General features: G+C 69.6%; 14 protein-coding genes and 1 tRNA gene. 9 read left to right on the forward strand and 6 right to left on the reverse strand.

Translation table 11 applies throughout. The features are described from left to right. Positions 1-2 precede the first annotated feature (2 nt). Both A4U64_RS21610 and A4U64_RS21615 read left to right on the forward strand, forming a co-directional pair. The gene (locus A4U64_RS21610; RefSeq protein WP_029547211.1) at positions 3-1,016 is read left to right on the forward strand and encodes an ArsA-related P-loop ATPase; all 1,014 of its coding nucleotides are present in this window, start codon (positions 3-5) and stop codon (positions 1,014-1,016) included. Then, positions 1,013-2,152: an ArsA family ATPase gene (locus A4U64_RS21615; protein WP_029547210.1), complete on the forward strand. Its 1,140-nt coding sequence runs from the start codon at positions 1,013-1,015 to the stop codon at positions 2,150-2,152. The genes A4U64_RS21610 and A4U64_RS21615 overlap by 4 nt, the downstream gene beginning before the upstream one ends. Positions 2,153-2,177: 25 nt before the next feature. Here the strand turns inward: A4U64_RS21615 and A4U64_RS21620 are convergent, their stop codons facing one another. Continuing rightward, the gene (locus A4U64_RS21620; RefSeq protein ID WP_026137870.1) at positions 2,178-2,501 is read right to left on the reverse strand and encodes a WhiB family transcriptional regulator; all 324 of its coding nucleotides are present in this window, start codon (positions 2,499-2,501) and stop codon (positions 2,178-2,180) included. A gap of 301 nt (positions 2,502-2,802) precedes the next feature. On the opposite strand from A4U64_RS21620, the gene A4U64_RS21625 reads away from it, so the two are divergent. Next, the gene (locus A4U64_RS21625) at positions 2,803-5,154 is read left to right on the forward strand and encodes a penicillin-binding protein (RefSeq protein WP_029547209.1); all 2,352 of its coding nucleotides are present in this window, start codon (positions 2,803-2,805) and stop codon (positions 5,152-5,154) included. Positions 5,155-5,197: 43 nt separating this feature from the next. Here the strand turns inward: A4U64_RS21625 and A4U64_RS21630 are convergent, their stop codons facing one another. Beyond that, positions 5,198-5,674, reverse strand: a complete 477-nt coding sequence (locus tag A4U64_RS21630; RefSeq protein WP_006945572.1) for a GatB/YqeY domain-containing protein — start codon at positions 5,672-5,674, stop codon at positions 5,198-5,200. Positions 5,675-5,739: 65 nt separating this feature from the next. Between A4U64_RS21630 and A4U64_RS21635 the strand changes: the two genes are divergently transcribed. The 3 genes from A4U64_RS21635 to A4U64_RS21645 all read left to right on the forward strand — a co-directional run bounded on the left by A4U64_RS21635 (position 5,740) and on the right by A4U64_RS21645 (position 7,488). Further along, the gene (locus tag A4U64_RS21635; protein ID WP_065923089.1) at positions 5,740-6,693 is read left to right on the forward strand and encodes a metallophosphoesterase; all 954 of its coding nucleotides are present in this window, start codon (positions 5,740-5,742) and stop codon (positions 6,691-6,693) included. 54 nt (positions 6,694-6,747) lie between these two features. Beyond that, a tRNA-Pro gene (locus tag A4U64_RS21640) sits at positions 6,748-6,821 on the forward strand. A gap of 196 nt (positions 6,822-7,017) precedes the next feature. Then, a complete protein-coding gene (locus A4U64_RS21645) occupies positions 7,018-7,488 on the forward strand; it encodes a DUF5994 family protein (RefSeq protein ID WP_029547207.1) in 471 nt (156 codons plus the stop codon). Positions 7,489-7,508: 20 nt separating this feature from the next. Here A4U64_RS21645 and A4U64_RS21650 read toward each other — a convergent pair whose 3' ends face one another. Then, positions 7,509-8,231, reverse strand: a complete 723-nt coding sequence (locus A4U64_RS21650) for a TetR/AcrR family transcriptional regulator C-terminal domain-containing protein (protein WP_029547206.1) — start codon at positions 8,229-8,231, stop codon at positions 7,509-7,511. Positions 8,232-8,346: 115 nt separating this feature from the next. On the opposite strand from A4U64_RS21650, the gene A4U64_RS29080 reads away from it, so the two are divergent. The 3 genes from A4U64_RS29080 (at position 8,347) to A4U64_RS21660 (ending at position 10,855) form a co-directional block, all read left to right on the forward strand. Further along, positions 8,347-8,475 (forward strand): hypothetical protein, encoded by a 129-nt coding sequence (locus A4U64_RS29080; protein ID WP_255326696.1) that lies wholly within the window; start codon positions 8,347-8,349, stop codon positions 8,473-8,475. Between the two features lie 66 nt (positions 8,476-8,541). Next, on the forward strand, positions 8,542-9,783 hold the full coding sequence (locus A4U64_RS21655) for a fatty acid desaturase family protein (RefSeq protein ID WP_029547205.1): 1,242 nt from the start codon (positions 8,542-8,544) through the stop codon (positions 9,781-9,783). Positions 9,784-9,835: 52 nt separating this feature from the next. Next, on the forward strand, positions 9,836-10,855 hold the full coding sequence (locus tag A4U64_RS21660) for an ABC transporter substrate-binding protein (RefSeq protein ID WP_029547204.1): 1,020 nt from the start codon (positions 9,836-9,838) through the stop codon (positions 10,853-10,855). A gap of 12 nt (positions 10,856-10,867) precedes the next feature. Here the strand turns inward: A4U64_RS21660 and A4U64_RS21665 are convergent, their stop codons facing one another. The 3 genes from A4U64_RS21665 to A4U64_RS21675 all read right to left on the reverse strand — a co-directional run bounded on the left by A4U64_RS21665 (position 10,868) and on the right by A4U64_RS21675 (position 15,073). Continuing rightward, positions 10,868-11,632 carry a maleylpyruvate isomerase family mycothiol-dependent enzyme gene (locus A4U64_RS21665; RefSeq protein WP_065923090.1) on the reverse strand — a complete coding sequence of 255 codons (765 nt, stop codon included), beginning with the start codon at positions 11,630-11,632 and terminating at the stop codon, positions 10,868-10,870. Between the two features lie 65 nt (positions 11,633-11,697). After that, positions 11,698-13,149 carry a family 43 glycosylhydrolase gene (locus A4U64_RS21670; RefSeq protein WP_006945624.1) on the reverse strand — a complete coding sequence of 484 codons (1,452 nt, stop codon included), beginning with the start codon at positions 13,147-13,149 and terminating at the stop codon, positions 11,698-11,700. Between the two features lie 139 nt (positions 13,150-13,288). Next, a complete protein-coding gene (locus A4U64_RS21675) occupies positions 13,289-15,073 on the reverse strand; it encodes a cholesterol oxidase substrate-binding domain-containing protein (protein WP_006945626.1) in 1,785 nt (594 codons plus the stop codon). Positions 15,074-15,309 lie beyond the last annotated feature (236 nt).

Below are 15,309 nucleotides of genomic sequence, written 5' to 3' on the forward strand. Positions count from 1 at the left end.
TCGTGGCATCAACGACTGCTGAACACGACGTCTGGCCGGCGAAGGCCGCGCAGGCGCGGCTGCACTTCGTCTCGGGCAAGGGCGGTACCGGTAAGTCGACCGTCGCGGGGGCGCTGGCCCTGGCCCTGGCGGCGGGCGGCCGCAAGGTGCTGCTCGTAGAGGTCGAGGGACGGCAGGGCATCGCGCAGCTGTTCGACGTGCCGCCGCTTCCGCCGGTCGAGACCAAGATCGCCACGACGGACAGCGGCGGCGCCGTGTATGCCCTCGCCATCGACATCGAGACGGCCTTCCTCGAGTACCTGGACATGTTCTACAACCTCGGGTTCGCGGGACGGGCGATGCGCCGGATCGGTGCGATCGAGTTCGCGACCACGCTGGCGCCGGGCCTGCGGGACGTGATCCTCACCGGCAAGATCAAGGAGACCGTGGTGCGTACCGACCGCACCGGCGAACCCGTGTACGACGTGGTCGTGGTGGACTCCCCGCCGACGGGACGCATCGGCAGCTTCCTCGACGTGACCAAGGCGATGGCCGACCTTGCCAAGTCGGGTCCGATCCGGTCGCAGAGCGAGGGTGTGGTGCGGCTGCTGCACTCCGACGAGACGATGGTCCACCTGGTCACGCTGCTCGAGGCGCTGCCGGTCCAGGAGACCGCCGACGCGGTGGCCGAGCTGCTCGCGGCGGACCTGCGGCTGGGCACGGTGATCGTCAACCGCACCGCCCCCGACTTCCTGCCCGAGGAGATGGTCGACGAGGCCGCCGCCGGCCGGATCGACGCGGAGGCGGTACGCGAGGGGCTCGACCGCGCCGGGGTCGCCCTCGGCGACGAGGACTTCGCGGGTCTGCTGACCGAGACGATCGAGTACGCATCCACCCTGCAGGCGCAGCAGGTCAGCGCCGCCCAACTCGACGAGGTGAACGTGGCACGAATGCATCTGCCCGCGCTGGCGGACGGCGTGGATCTCGGCGGGCTGTACGAACTCGCCGAGCAGCTCGGTGAACAGGGCGTGCGGTGACCGCGCCGCGGGCGCACCACGCGCCCCCGCTCGACGTCCGATCCATCCTCGCCGACCCCTCGTCGCGCATCATCGTGTGCACCGGCGCGGGCGGGGTCGGCAAGACGACGACCGCGGCGGCGCTGGCCCTGCGTGCGGCCGAGCAGGGCCGCAACGTCGTGGTGCTGACGATCGATCCGGCTCGGCGGCTGGCACAGGCGCTGGGCGTGCAGGCCCTCGACAACAGCCCGCAACTCGTGCAGCTGGGGCCGGACGCGAAGGGCGAGCTGCACGCGATGATGCTGAACATGCGCCGCACCTTCGACGACATGGTGCTCGAGCACTCGGCACCGGACAAGGCGCAGCAGATCCTCGACAACCCCTTCTACCAGACGGTGGCCTCGTCGTTCTCCGGCACGCAGGAGTACATGGCGATGGAGAAGCTCGGGCAGCTCGCGGCGAGCGACACGTGGGATCTGATCGTGGTCGACACCCCGCCGTCGCGGAACGCGCTGGACTTCCTCGATGCACCGCAGCGGCTCGGGGCGTTCCTGGACGGCCGGATGATCCGGTTGTTCACCGCGCCGGGCCGCGGGCTCGGGCGGCTGGTCACGGGCGCGATGGGCCTGGCCCTGAAGGCGGTCTCCACGATCGTCGGCAGCCAGATGCTCTCGGATGCCTCGGCTTTCGTGCAGTCACTCGATTCGATGTTCGGCGGGTTCCGGGAGCGGGCCAACCGCACGTACCAGTTGCTGCAGCAGCCGGGCACCCACTTCATGGTGGTGGCCGCGGCAGAACCGGATGCGCTGCGCGAGGCGTCGTTCTTCGTCGAGCGGCTCTCCGAGGACCGCATGCCGCTCGCGGGTCTGATCCTCAACCGCACGCATCCCACGCTGTGCCCGCTGCCGGCCGACCACGCCCTGACCGCGGCGGATCTGCTCGAGGAGCAGGGCCGGAAGGAGAGCGCGCCGGCCGAGGCCGTGCTCCGGGTCCATGCTCATCGGGCGGTGACGGCGAAGCGGGAGCTGCGGCTGCTGGCCCGGTTCACGAGTGCGCACCCGCGGGTTCCGGTCGTCGGCGTGCCGTCGCTGCCGTTCGAGGTCTCGGACCTCGACGGGCTGCGCGCCGTCGCCGATCAGATGACCCGCGAGGCGTAACCTCGCGGGTCTCGGGGGTGCGCGGTCAGACGGCGTTCTGGTGCTGACGCTGCGCTTCGAAGAAGTCGGCCCAGGAGTCGACTTCGGGGTGCTGCTTGAGCAGCGCCCGGCGCTGACGTTCGGTCATTCCGCCCCACACGCCGAATTCGACGCGGTTGTCGAGGGCGTCGGCGCCGCACTGCAGCATCACCGGGCAGTGCCGGCAGATGACTGCGGCCTTGCGCTGGGCGGCGCCGCGGACGAACAACTGATCGGGGTCCACTTCACGGCATCGGGCTTTCGATACCCATGCGATGCGTGCTTCTGCTTGGTCTACGTCGAGCCGGGCCATCGGGGTGGTCATGTGCATTCAGTTGCCCCTTACTCTCCGAACGCCGTGTCACGGGGTCCTGGAAGGCGCGCAGAATCGGCGGCGTAGCACGACGGATCTGCACCACATTCCTATTCAGGTGTTATCTGCATCACACTGAGGACTCAATCTAGGTAAAGACTTCCCCGGATGCAAGGTGGAGAAACACTTTTCTGGTACGCCCGTGCATCACTGCACGTCGGAGGGCTTTTGCCAGCGCAACGCACACACGGGAACGCGTGCGCCGGGGTCTGCGCCCCGGGGTGGCACGTACTGTGTAGACGTGTCGATCGGAAAAACGGTGGCGAAGCTCGCAGGATGCACGGCACTGGGCGGAGTCCTGCTGGCCGGTGTGATGTTCCCGGCGGCCGGAGGCTTCGGCTACGTGTCGAACCGCGCCGCGGACACGGTGGACAACAGTTCCGCCGAACTCGTCGAGGGTGTGGTGCCGGCGGTCACCACGATGACCGATGCGGCGGGTACCCCCATCGCCTGGCTCTACGACCAGCGCCGGTTCGAGGTGCCGAGCGACCAGATCTCCAACGAGATGAAACTCGCCATCGTCTCCATCGAGGACAAACGCTTCGCCGAACACCAGGGCGTGGACTGGCAGGGCACGATCCGCGCCTTCCTCACCAACACCACCAGCGGTCAGGTCGAGCAGGGCGCGTCCACGATCGACCAGCAGTACGTGAAGAACTACCTGCTCCACGTGGTCGCCAAGACCGACGCCGAGCGGCGCGCGGCGATCGAGACGACGCCCGCGCGCAAGATCCGGGAGATCCGGATGGCGCTGACGCTCGACGACGAGCTGACCAAGGACGAGATCCTCACCCGCTACCTGAACCTCGTGCCGTTCGGGAACGGGTCCTTCGGCGTGCAGGACGCCGCCCAGACGTACTTCGGCATCGACGCGAAGGATCTGAACGTCACCCAGTCCGCGATGCTCGCCGGCATGGTGCAGTCCAGCTCCGCGCTGAACCCGTACACCAATCCGGACGGCGTGCTGGCGCGACGCAACGTCGTGCTCGACACGATGATCCAGAACATCCCCGAGCGCGCCGCCGAGATCCGGGCCGCGAAGGAGCAGCCGCTCGGCGTCCTGCCCGAGCCGAAGACCCTGCCGCGCGGCTGCATCGCGGCGGGCGACCGCGGGTTCTTCTGTGAGTACGCCCTGCAGTACCTGGCCGAGGCCGGGTTGTCGCGCGAGCAGATCGACAAGGGCGGGTACCTGATCCGCACCACGCTCGACCCCGAGATCCAGGGCTCGGTCAAATCGTCGCTGGACAGGTTCACCAGCCCGACCGTCGATGACGTCGCGACGGTGATGAACGTGATCCGGCCCGGGGAGGATTCGCACCGCGTCCTGGCGATGGGGTCGAGCCGCGTGTACGGCCTCGACGGCGGGGCCTCGCAGACGGTGCAGCCGCAGCCGTACTCGCTGACCGGTCACGGCGCCGGCTCGGTGTTCAAGATCTTCACCGTCGCGGCGGCGATGGAGAAGGGCCTCGGCACCAGCGCCGTGCTGGACGTGCCGTCCCGCTACAACGCCCGCGGCCTCGGCGACGGCGGCGCCCCCGGATGCCCGCCGGCCACCTACTGCGTCGAGAACGCCGCACCGTACCCGGCGAAGCTGTCGGTGCCGGACGCGCTCGCACAGTCCCCCAACACCGCCTTCGTCAAGCTGATCGAGGCCACCGGTGTGGACGCGGTCGTCGACATGTCGGTGCGGCTGGGCCTGCGCTCGTACGCGCAGCCCAACACGTCCGGCTTCGGCGAGCAGAGCATGGTCGACATGCAGAAGGCCCAGCACCTCGGCTCGTTCACGCTCGGCCCCACCTGGGTGAACCCGCTGGAGCTGTCGAACGTCGCCGCCACGCTGGCCTCGCACGGCAAGTGGTGCCCGCCGACGCCGATCGATGCCGTGTTCGACCGCGACGGCAAGCCCGTGCCGATCACCCAGCAGGCGTGCGAGCAGGTCGTCGAACCGGGGCTGGCCGACACCCTCGCCACCGCCCTGAGCAAGGACACCGCGGGCGGTGGTACGGCGTCCGGTGCGGCCGGATCCGTGGGCTGGAACCTGCCGGTGGCGGCGAAGACCGGAACGACCGAGTCGCACATGTCGTCGGCGTTCGTCGGGTTCACGAACAACCTGGCCGGGGCGGTCTACACCTACGGCGACTCCCCCACGCCGGGGCAGATCTGCAGCGGACCCGTGCGCCCGTGCTCCGACGGCAATCTGTTCGGCGGCACCGAGCCGGCCCGCACCTGGTTCACGGCACTGCTGCCCGTCGCGAACAAGTTCGGGCCCACCGAGTTGCCGCCCGCGGACCAGAAGTACGTGCGCGGCGCCGGCAATGCCCAGGTGCCCAACGTCGTGGGTCTGAACCGTCAGCAGGCGAGCCAACGGCTGATCGACGCCGGCTTCCAGGTGACGGAGACGACGGTCAAGGCGGAGGGCCGCAGCGGCACCGTCGCCTCGGTCTCCCCGTCGGGGTCGGCCGTCCCGGGGTCCACGGTGACGATCTTCGTCAGCGACGGCTCGGTGCGCGCCGCGCCACCGAGCCCGAGCGCGACCCCCGGCCGACCGACCGAGAGCCAGGTGCCGGACACGACGGTGCCGGCCGCGCCGGCACCCATCCCGGGACGATGACCGTCACCCGTCCGGTCGCGCGACGACCGGACGGGGTCTTCGGCTACAGGCGCGACTTGACGGCGGCGGACAGGCGCTTGCCGTCGGCCTTCCCGGCGGCGATCGCGGTCGCGGCCTTCATGACCTGACCCATCTGCCGCGGCCCGGGCCGCTCCCCGATCTCCTCGGCGACCTGCGCGATGGCGGTATCCGCGACGTCGGCCAGTTCGGCGTCGGTGAGCGGCGTCGGCAGGTACTCGTCGATGATGCGGGCCTCGGCGTGCTCCTTGGCCGCCAGTTCGCCGCGACCGTTCTCGGTATACACCTCGGCAGCCTCGCCGCGCTTCTTCGCCTCGCGCGCGAGCACCGTCACGACGTCCTCGTCGGTGAGCTCGCGCGCCTGCTTGCCGGCGACCTCCTCGGTCTGGATCGCGGCAAGCAGCATGCGCAGCGTGGTGATCCGCAGCGGATCCTTGTCCTTCATCGCGGCCGTGAGGTCGGCGCGGAGCGTGGACTTGAGCGAGGACGTGGTGTCGGACATGCCTCGACGCTACGCGGCGCCCCGCGAACCCGTGCGCGGACGAGCCCCGGCGGTACGCTGGAGACGTGCCAGACGTTCCCACTCTTCGACGTGCCGCGATCGGCGCGGCCGGTGCCGCCGCCCTGGGCCTCGGCTACGCGACGCTCATCGAGCGCAACGCCTTCGCCCTGCGGGAGGTGACCCTCCCGGTCCTTGCGCCGGACGCCTCGACGCTGCGCGTGCTGCACCTGAGCGACATCCACATGACGCCCGGGCAGCGGCTCAAGCAGAACTGGCTCCGCGAACTCGATCGCCTCGAACCCGACCTCGTGGTCAACACCGGCGACAACCTTGCGCATCCGAAGGCTGTGCCCGCCGTCGTGCAGGCGCTCGGCGGTCTGCTCGCCCGGCCGGGGCTGTTCGTCTTCGGCAGCAACGACTACTTCGGGCCCCGGGTGAAGAACCCGCTGAAGTACTTCGACCGCGACCACGAGCGCGTACACGGCGTGCCGCTGCCCTGGAGCGATCTGCGCGCCGCGTTCAGCGAGCGCGGCTGGCTCGACGTCACGCACGTGCACCGCGAACTCGAGATCGCCGGGGTGCGCATCAGCGCGGCCGGTGTCGACGACCCGCACATCGACCGGGACCGGTACGACACCGTCGCGGGTCCGGCGAACCCGGTGGCGGATCTGCGGCTGGGGCTGACCCACTCACCCGAGCCGCGCGTGCTGGACCGGTTCGCGGACGACGGCTACGACCTCGTGCTGGCGGGCCACACCCACGGGGGCCAACTGTGCCTGCCGCTGGTCGGCGCGCTGGTGACCAATTGCGGGCTGGACCGGTCGCGGGTCAAGGGCGTGTCGCGCTGGGGCTCGCACATGCGGTTGCACGTGTCGGCGGGCATCGGCACGTCGCCGACGGCCCCCGCCCGGTTCTGGTGCCGGCCCGAGGCGACGCTGCTGACGCTGATCCCGGCCCCCCGCGAGCAGGCTCGCAGCACCGCGGACGCGGGCACCCGGAGCACGTTTTCACCGCACTGACCAGGCGATTTAACCGTCACCCCGATCGTGCTGTAAGCTAACCGAGGTTCGAAACGGGGTGTGGCGCAGCTTGGTAGCGCGCTTCGTTCGGGACGAAGAGGTCGTGGGTTCGAATCCCGCCACCCCGACTCGTGAAGGACCTGATCGGGGCCCCTTCTCCATCCGGAGAAGGGGCCCCGATCCCGTTCTCCGGGTCTCGGCACGACGCGCCCGACGCGATCGTGACGTACGGTGAGCAGACCGGCACGTTTCCCGCCTCGAGCGCCCGGCTCGACGCCTCCCGGTGACAAGTCGGCCTCCTCGAGGCCGCGCAAGGAGCGTCTCATGACGCACAACCACGCCATCACCCACAGCAACGGGAATCGCTCCGGCCCTCCCGAGCGCCCCCTACCGTCGCGACGCCCCCCTGCTCGATTTCCCACACCGACCCAGACTCCCCGCTTCCTGCTCCGGCCGAACTCGGCACCACCGTCCTCGATCGACGGCTCGTGGTTCCCGTGGACCGCGAACCTCACCGATGAGCTGGACGACCTGATCTCCGCGCTCACCCTGCGACTCGGCCCCGTGGCCCGGGTCTGCTTCGACTGGAACGCCCTGCAGATATCGCGAAAGCGAATCGACGAGTTCGACCTCGACTCCGGCGGTATCGCACTGCGCGAGCCGGCACCCGGACAACCACCGCACACGATGTACTTCCTCGGATGCAACGGCACCCAACTCGTGCTGGTACTCCTGCACCCCGACACCGAACCGGATCACGCCTACGGCATCATGCGCACGTTGGCGGATTCGTAGGTCCGGCCGGCGCCGGCGGCTCATCCGGAAGGCCGACCGTCCCCGGAGTCCAGTATTGCCCTGAGGCCGGAAAAGAGGAGGTCGAGGCCGCGTTCGAATTCGGCGGCGCCGTCGTAGGAGGCCAGTATCGGCGCGAGACTGCGCAGGAGAGGGAATTCGACGATCGGCAGGCGATGCAGTCCCAGGCGGAGCAGGTCGTCGGACTCCTCGGGCCGCTCGACGAGTTCCTGCAGCTCGTCGAGGACGTGACCGTGGAGGAATCCGAACAAGGCCCGGTAGACGTGCAACGCATCGGCCGCGGAGAAGCCGGCCCGGGTGAGCAAGGTCAGGATGCCTTCGAGCGGACGCAGCGTGCCGAGCGGCCGCAGCGCGAGGGGTGTGGCCAGGGGGCGGGTGACCAGCAACGGAACCACGCGCGGGTGATCGAGGGCAAGTTGACGGAAATCCCTTGCAACCGTGCGCAGTTGATCTTCCCAGTCACCGTCGCAGGGGTCGACGGCCAGTTGCCCGAGGACGATTTCGGCGACTCCGTCGAGGAGGGCGGCCTTGTTCGGCGCGTGACGGTAGAGGGTCATCGGATCCCGGCCGAGAGCCTTGCCGAGGCGGCGCATCGAAAGCCCCTCGACGCCGTCGCGATCGATGATCGCGAGCGCAGACGCAAGGATCAATTCCCGGGCTCGAGTGTTCCCGCCGGACCTGCCGTCGTCGGATCCGATCGAGCGGCCCGCGGGAACCTTCGGCATCACGGACTCCTCTCCGTTCGCCTCCACTGTAGCCCTATGTCGTATGTCTACAGTGTTGACACCTCGGGCGCTGCGGGTGTTGACTGGGTCTACACCCCAGGCCCCGGAGGCCGCCATGATCAACGTTCTGCGACCGAACCCCCTGCTCGCTGCTGCGATCGTCGGGCCCGGAGGGCCGAGCGACAGCGAGCGGGCACACGGCTCCACGGGGTACGCCGTGGCAGTCCGCCGCGACTACTACTGATTCAGTCCTGCCGTGCGGGGCCGAATCCGGCATCGCGCGTTGCGGACTCGATACGGAAAGAACACGATGGCGATCTCCGACATCAAGGAATATGCGCACCTCACCGCGGAAGACGTCGAGGCTCTGAGCAACGAGCTGAACGGGATCCGCCGGGATGTCACCGAGTCGCTCGGCGCGGCGGACGCCGCCTACATCCGGCGCGCGATCGCCTTCCAGCGTGCACTGGATGTCGCCGCGCGGCTGATGATATGCGCCAGCAAGGCGCCGGCCGTGTGGGTGCTGGGGGTGACGGCCCTCGCCGGGGCCAAGATCGTGGAGAACATGGAGATCGGCCACAACGTCTCGCACGGGCAGTGGGACTGGATGAACGACCCGGAGATCCACTCCACCACATGGGAATGGGACATGGCCGGGCTCTCCTCACAGTGGCGGTACTCCCACAACTACCGCCACCACGTCTTCAACAACGTCGTAGACATGGACGACGACCTCGGCTTCGGCGTCATCCGGATCACCCGCGACCAGCCTTGGCATCCGGGCAATCTGGCGCAACCGCTGCGAAACCTGCTGTTGGCAACCACATTCGAGTGGGGAATCGCACTGCACGGTCTGCACTCCGTGAACGAGCACGCCGGCAGCGCGGCCGAGAAGACCGACCACAACCGGGCACTGCTGGGAAAGGTTGTCCGCCAATCGCTCAAGGACTACCTGGTCTTCCCCGCCCTCAGCGGTCGTCGCTGGCGGCGCACCCTGACGGCCGGCCTGGCCGCGAATCTGCTCCGGAACCTGTGGTCGTACGTGGTGATCTTCTGCGGGCACTTTCCGGACGGCGCCGAGAAGTTCACCCTCGTCGAGCTCGAGCGCGAGACAAGGGCGGAATGGTATCTCCGGCAGATGCTCGGAAGCGCCAATTTCCACGCCGGTCCGGTGATGGCCTTCATGAGCGGTAACCTCTGCTACCAGATCGAGCATCACCTGTTCCCGGACCTGCCCAGCAACCGCTACGCAGAGATCTCCACGAAGGTCCGGGCGCTGTGCGAGAAGTACGATCTGCCGTACACCACCGGCTCGCTCGTCCGGCAGTACCTTCTGACGCTGCGCACGATCCACAAGCTCGCTCTGCCTGATCGATTCCTGCGCGCGACCTCCGATGACGCCCCGGAAACCGCCTCCGAACTGAAGTTCCGCTCCCCGACTACCGCGCCGGCCGTTCCGCCGGCAGCCCCGCGACCCGGCCGTCGGGCATTTCTGCGGACCCTGCACATCGACCGGCGCAACCGCCGGCGAGGGACCCCGACAACGGGTTGATCCTCCCGGGGGTGGGGCCACGGAGGATATGAGGCAAGGATAGCCTGCCCTCATGCACAAGCTCAGACACCTCGGCCGCCTCACCGCCGCGGCCCTGCTCGTCACCTTCACCGTCGCGGCGTGCGGCGGCGCGGCCGAGTCGACCCGCGACACCGGCTCCGGCAACACCGACGTGGCCACCGGCGGCCGGCTGTTCGCCACCGCCGACGAGGAGACGGCGAAGCTCGGTAGCGAGGCGGAACCCGGCCGGTTCCCCCGCGTGGTCACCCACGCTCTCGGCGAGACGGAGATCGCGGCCAAGCCGCAGCGCGTCGTCGTGCTCGACGGCGGCGAACTCGACGACGTCCTCTCCCTCGGCCTCACACCCGTGGGCCTCGCGAGTCCCGAGGGCGCGGCGGAGCAGCCGTCGTACCTCGCGGACCGGCTCGCCGGTGTGGCCGACGTGGGCACGATCAACAACCTCGATCTCGAGGCCATCGGCGCGCTGCGGCCGGATCTGATTGTCGGCAGCAAGCTCCGCGCGGACAAGATGTACCCGCAGCTGTCCGCCATCGCCCCGACCGTGTTCTCGATCCGGCCCGGTTTCCCGTGGAAGGAGAATTTCCTGCTCGTCGCGGACGCGCTGGGCGAGGAGGAGAAGGCCGAGTCCGTCCTCAACGCCTACCAGACCCGCGCCGACGAGGTGCGGGACTCGATCCAGGGCGATCCGAGCATCTCGCTCGTGCGGTTCATGTCCGGCAAGATCCGCCTGTACGGGAACCTCTCGTTCATCGGCGTCATCCTGCAGGACGTCGGGCTGCGACGTCCGCCGGTCCAGGACATCGAGGAACTTGCGGCCGAGGTCAGCCCGGAAACGATCACGGAGGCGGACGGCGACCGGATCTTCTACTCGAGCTACGGCAGGGAAACCGACGAGGCGGCGGTCGTCGGCGGCCCGCTGTGGTCGAGCCTCACAGCCGTGCAGCAGGGGCGCGCCGTCGCGGTGAGCGACGAGACGTGGTTCCTCGCACTCGGCCCGACCGGCGCGATGCTCGTTCTCGACGACCTCGAGCGATTGCTCGCACGGCAGTAACCGAGATCGGCGTCAGATCGTCACCTCGTCGCGCCAACAGGTCAGCAGCGCGGCGTCACCGAACACGTCGAATCGATCGAGGGACGCCCGGTTCCACAGGAGGAGCAGCAGATCCGACGCCGGCCCGCGGACCGCGACGTCCCCCTCGGCGTGGGTGTGGACGACGGAAGGTTCGTCGGCATCGAAGGTGATCAACCATTCGCCCTCGCCGGCGGCGAGGGCGGGGTCGGTCGCATGCAGGTGCATCGTCTTCCCCGACCCGGCCGGCGACCCGGCACTCCCCGCCCCACCGAGGGCCCCCGCGCCGCCGAGGGCACGGAACGGGAGCAGCACCCCGAAGAGTTCGTCGATGCCCTCGACGGCCAGCGCGGTGTCGACGGGCGTGGTGCCCTCGCCCGCGGCGAGTTCGGCGTCGATCCGGTGCAGCGCAGTCTCGACCGCCATGCGACGGACCCAGAACGAAGCCGGTTGCGGTCCGGCGAAGGTCTGCTCGTCGACCTGCGGATCGGCCGATTGCACGGCCTCCGTCAGCTCCTCGAGTCCGTCCCGCACCCATGCGACGACGGCGGCCCCGGCCGGAGCCGGGGGGATCTCGGTGCGACCGCCGGTGCGCAACCAGCCCGCCGCGTTCCGGTGCACTCGGCCGACGTGCCCGAGAAGCCGTTCGACGGACCAGCGCGGGCAGGTCGGGACCGGCCGGTCGAGCCGGCCTTCGCCGGCGGCGAGCAGCCGCTCGGTGTCTGCGCGCAACAGCGCCGGATAGGAGGCTCGATCCATCCCTCGATTATGGGTGGCTCCCCCGTCTCGCCGAAGCCCCGGCGCGCCGGGGTGGGACCACGCGGTCAGCGGGCCGTCTCGCGCACTCGCAGTGTCACCACGTCGAGGGACTCGCCGACGTCCGAGAGCCCGTCGGATTTGCGGGCGGTGACGGCACCGAACTCGACCGTCTCCACACCGTGGGTGCCGGCGAAGGCGTACAGGCCGTAGGTGCCGTTCGCCGCACTGTCGCTCACCGTGAAGGCGATTCGCTCCTCGCGGGTCTCCCCCGGCGCCAGATCGACGTCGATCGGGCCCAGGACCGGTTCGCCTTCCTCGCCGTTCGGACGGACCGCGCTGCCCCACACCTGACCCGTGTAGGGCGCGTCGCCGGGTGCTTCGACGAGCATGGTGGCTTCGATCACCCCGCCCGAGGCGGGCAGCGTCGTGGCCGTGTCGGCCGTGAGCGAGACGCGCACGGGAAGATCCGTCCGGGGAACGTCGGGGCGGGTCGACGACGGGGACCCGTCGCCGATCTCCGGCCAGCCGTTGGCCCACACGATCCGGTCGATCATGCCCTCCCGTCGCTGGGCACCGCTGGGAAGCTGGAGATCGTCGCGGGGAATCGCGTGGTAGACGATCCAGTCGTCGCCGGCGTCGTCGGTCACCACCGTGTTGTGCCCGGGTCCCGCCCACGGATCACTGCCGGCCAGGATGAGCGCGCCGCCACCGCCGTCGAGGTCGTCACCCTTGCGGTCGACGTACGGGCCGGTCAACGACTCGGACCGGCCGACGAGCACCCGGTAGGCGGTGTCTGCGCCGTTGCAGCAGTGGCCGGAGGAGAGGAACAGGTAGTAGTAGCCGTCGCGGTATTCGACGTGCGGCCCCTCGAAGCGTTCGTCCGCGACCCGGACCGGTTCGCCTGCGGGCGCGGTTCCGTCCGCGGCGAGCGGGATGGCGTAGACGCCCTTGAAGTTCCCGACGAACATCGTCTTCGTCGTGCCGTCGTCCCACACGAACGGATCGATCGTGCCCTGGACGCCGACGTCCTCGGCACAGAACACGGGGCGGCCCAGGTCGGTCCACGGGCCGGCCGGTCCGGGTGCGGTGGCGAGGCCGATGCACGGATTCGCCCCGTCCGGCAGCGCGTAGTAGAGGCTGTACCCGGTGTCCGACTCGATCACGTGGGGAGCCCAGACGTAGTTGTTCGCCGGATGCCATCCGGGAATCTCGGAGAACACGTCGTCGACGTACATCCAGTCCGTGAGGTCGAAGGACTTGAAGACGGACATCCCCCGCAGTCCCCGGCCGTCGCCCCAGTCGTCGCCCGTGGTGTACATGTAGTACGCCCCGTCGGGCGCCCGCACGATGCTGGGGTCGGCCGCGACGGGCTCGACGATCGGGTTCGCCGCGGCGGGTGGCGCCGGCGCGATCAGGAAGGCGAGCAGCGACATCGCGGCCGCGACGGATCCACGGCGGACGTGGCGTCGAGCCGCGTGGTGACCGCCCGCCTTCTTCCCCGTCTCGAACTTCCGCACGTCGCTCCCACCGTCGACTCACATGGAACGGGGCAAATGTATACGGAAGTGACTGGTGTGGGAGTTGTGAAAGGCGCAAGCGGCCGGATCGAAACCGAACCGTGCCCTCGGACCGTACCGGAACCCCCTCCCGTGGCCCCTACACCGGCGGCAGCAGCCGGTCCAGGAAACCGTTGCTGAACACCCGGTGCGGATCGTGCCGATCGAACGCCGCGCGCGCCGCGTCCCAGCCCTCGTCGGCGGACAGTCCGGTGCGGTACATCGCCGGGATCGTCTCGCCGAGGAACCGCGAATCCCGGTGCCCCCCCTGCTCGTCGAACGCCCAGCCCTTCGACCACTCGGACCGGAAGGCGGCGTAGTCACCGGAGTAGTGGTCGGCCATCCACTGCTCCATCTCCCGGAAGAACGCGGACTGCCCCGCGGTGCCGGGAATGGAGACGACGTTCATCCAGATGGCAGTGTCCCAGTCGGGCCGGTCGGGACGGGGACGCACGGCCGACAGATTCGGCGCTCCGGCCGAATCGACGAGCACCTCCGACTGGTCGTCGACGGTGCACAGTCGCACCTCGAACGGCATGTTGACCGGATACTGCCCGAGCGAGGCGTAGTGGGTCATCCGCTCGTGCAGCCAGGTGGTGAACTCGTGGACGACGCGGGCGATGTTCGCGCGCCGCGTGACGACCACCCCACCGCCGGCGATGACGCGCAGCGTGGTGGCCCGCAGGTAGAACAGCAGGTCCTTCGACCAGCCCCACAGGTCGGCGGTGCCGGTGGCGGCGAGACCGGCGGCGACGGCCCCGAACTGGCCGGCACCGAAGGCCGGGGTGGCAGCCTGCATCCCGCTCGCCACCCGGCCGAGAGGGGTGGTGACCTCCTCGGGGATGCTGTCGGAGAAGAAGTAGTTGTACGGGCCGTGCACCTCGCGCGCGGTCGGTGGCTTCTCGGGGCACACCGACCAGATCTTCAGCCACGGCGTCTCGGTGAAGGGGAACCAGATCGCCTCGACGCGGCCGGACTCCTCGACGAACCGCTCGAAGGTACGGCCCGGGGAACCGGGCGGGGCGAACAGTTCCTGCCACGGCACGTCGGTGAAACTCTGGCAGCGCAGCCGGTAGTTGGCCCCGGCCTGCAGGGTCACCGAGGTGACGAAGCTGCGGCCCAGGTGGGCGAGCAGGGGCGTGATCTCGGGTTCGGACCGACGGAACTCACGCAGTTCGTAGGCGCCGGCGGCGGCGTTCCACACGACGGCGGTGAGGGCGACGACGAGGTTCGACAGCGAGCCGAACGACTGGCCGGGGAGCGCACGCTCCCCGGCGGCCGGATAGGTGGCGCCGTGCGCGCCGATCGACAGCGCGCCCGCGATGGTGATGTCGCCGATCGCGGGGGCATTGGCCCAGCCGAGGCCGTGCTGTTCGAGCGCGGCGAGGATCGACTCGATGCTCGCACCCGCGCCGGCGGTGACGGTGGCGGGTGTTCCCGCGGGATCGACGGTGACGGCGTTCAGGTGCACCATCGTGTCGATCAGCACGATCTTCTCGACGCTCTCGCCGGGCACGACGGTCAGCGGGCTCCAGCTGTGCATGGTGCCGCGCGGCCGGACGCGGTAACCGTGGGCGCGGGCCCAGTCGGCGATGCGCACGACGTCGTGCGCATCGCGTGCGGTGGCGGTCCACACCGCGTCGAAGCGGATCGTCCGGGCCCAGTTCTCGAAGCGCTGCTGGGCCAGCGGGATGTCTGCGGGGAACTCCGGCGGTGCCGGAATGGTGGCGCGCGGATCGCCGGCCGGGACCGCACCGGCGGGGGTCCAGGCGAGGCCGGTCAGTGCGACGGCACCGGCGGCACCGGCGGCGCCGAGGAGGGCTCGTCGGCTGAGGGTCGTGGTCGAGGCGGGGTCGCCGTCCGTCCGGGCGTCGCGGGGGTCCACCGGGCTGGGCTCCGATCTGGGAAGAGGCAGAAACAGAGCAAAAATAGAACAAGTTCTCTTTCGATGCCAGTGGTTCCGTAATGCGCCGCCGAACCGGCTGAACGCCGCCGTCCACGACCGGAGCGAGGACGTAGGACCCTAGCCCCGCACCCGGTCACGGGCAGACAGTGGCAAGTGCCGTTGCACGGCGGCGACAGCGTGCCGTTGCACGGCGGCGTCAGAGTGCCGTTGCACGG

This window comes from Rhodococcus sp. WB1 (genome assembly GCF_001700945.1).
GTDB classification, from domain to species: Bacteria; Actinomycetota; Actinomycetes; order Mycobacteriales; family Mycobacteriaceae; genus Rhodococcus; species Rhodococcus aetherivorans.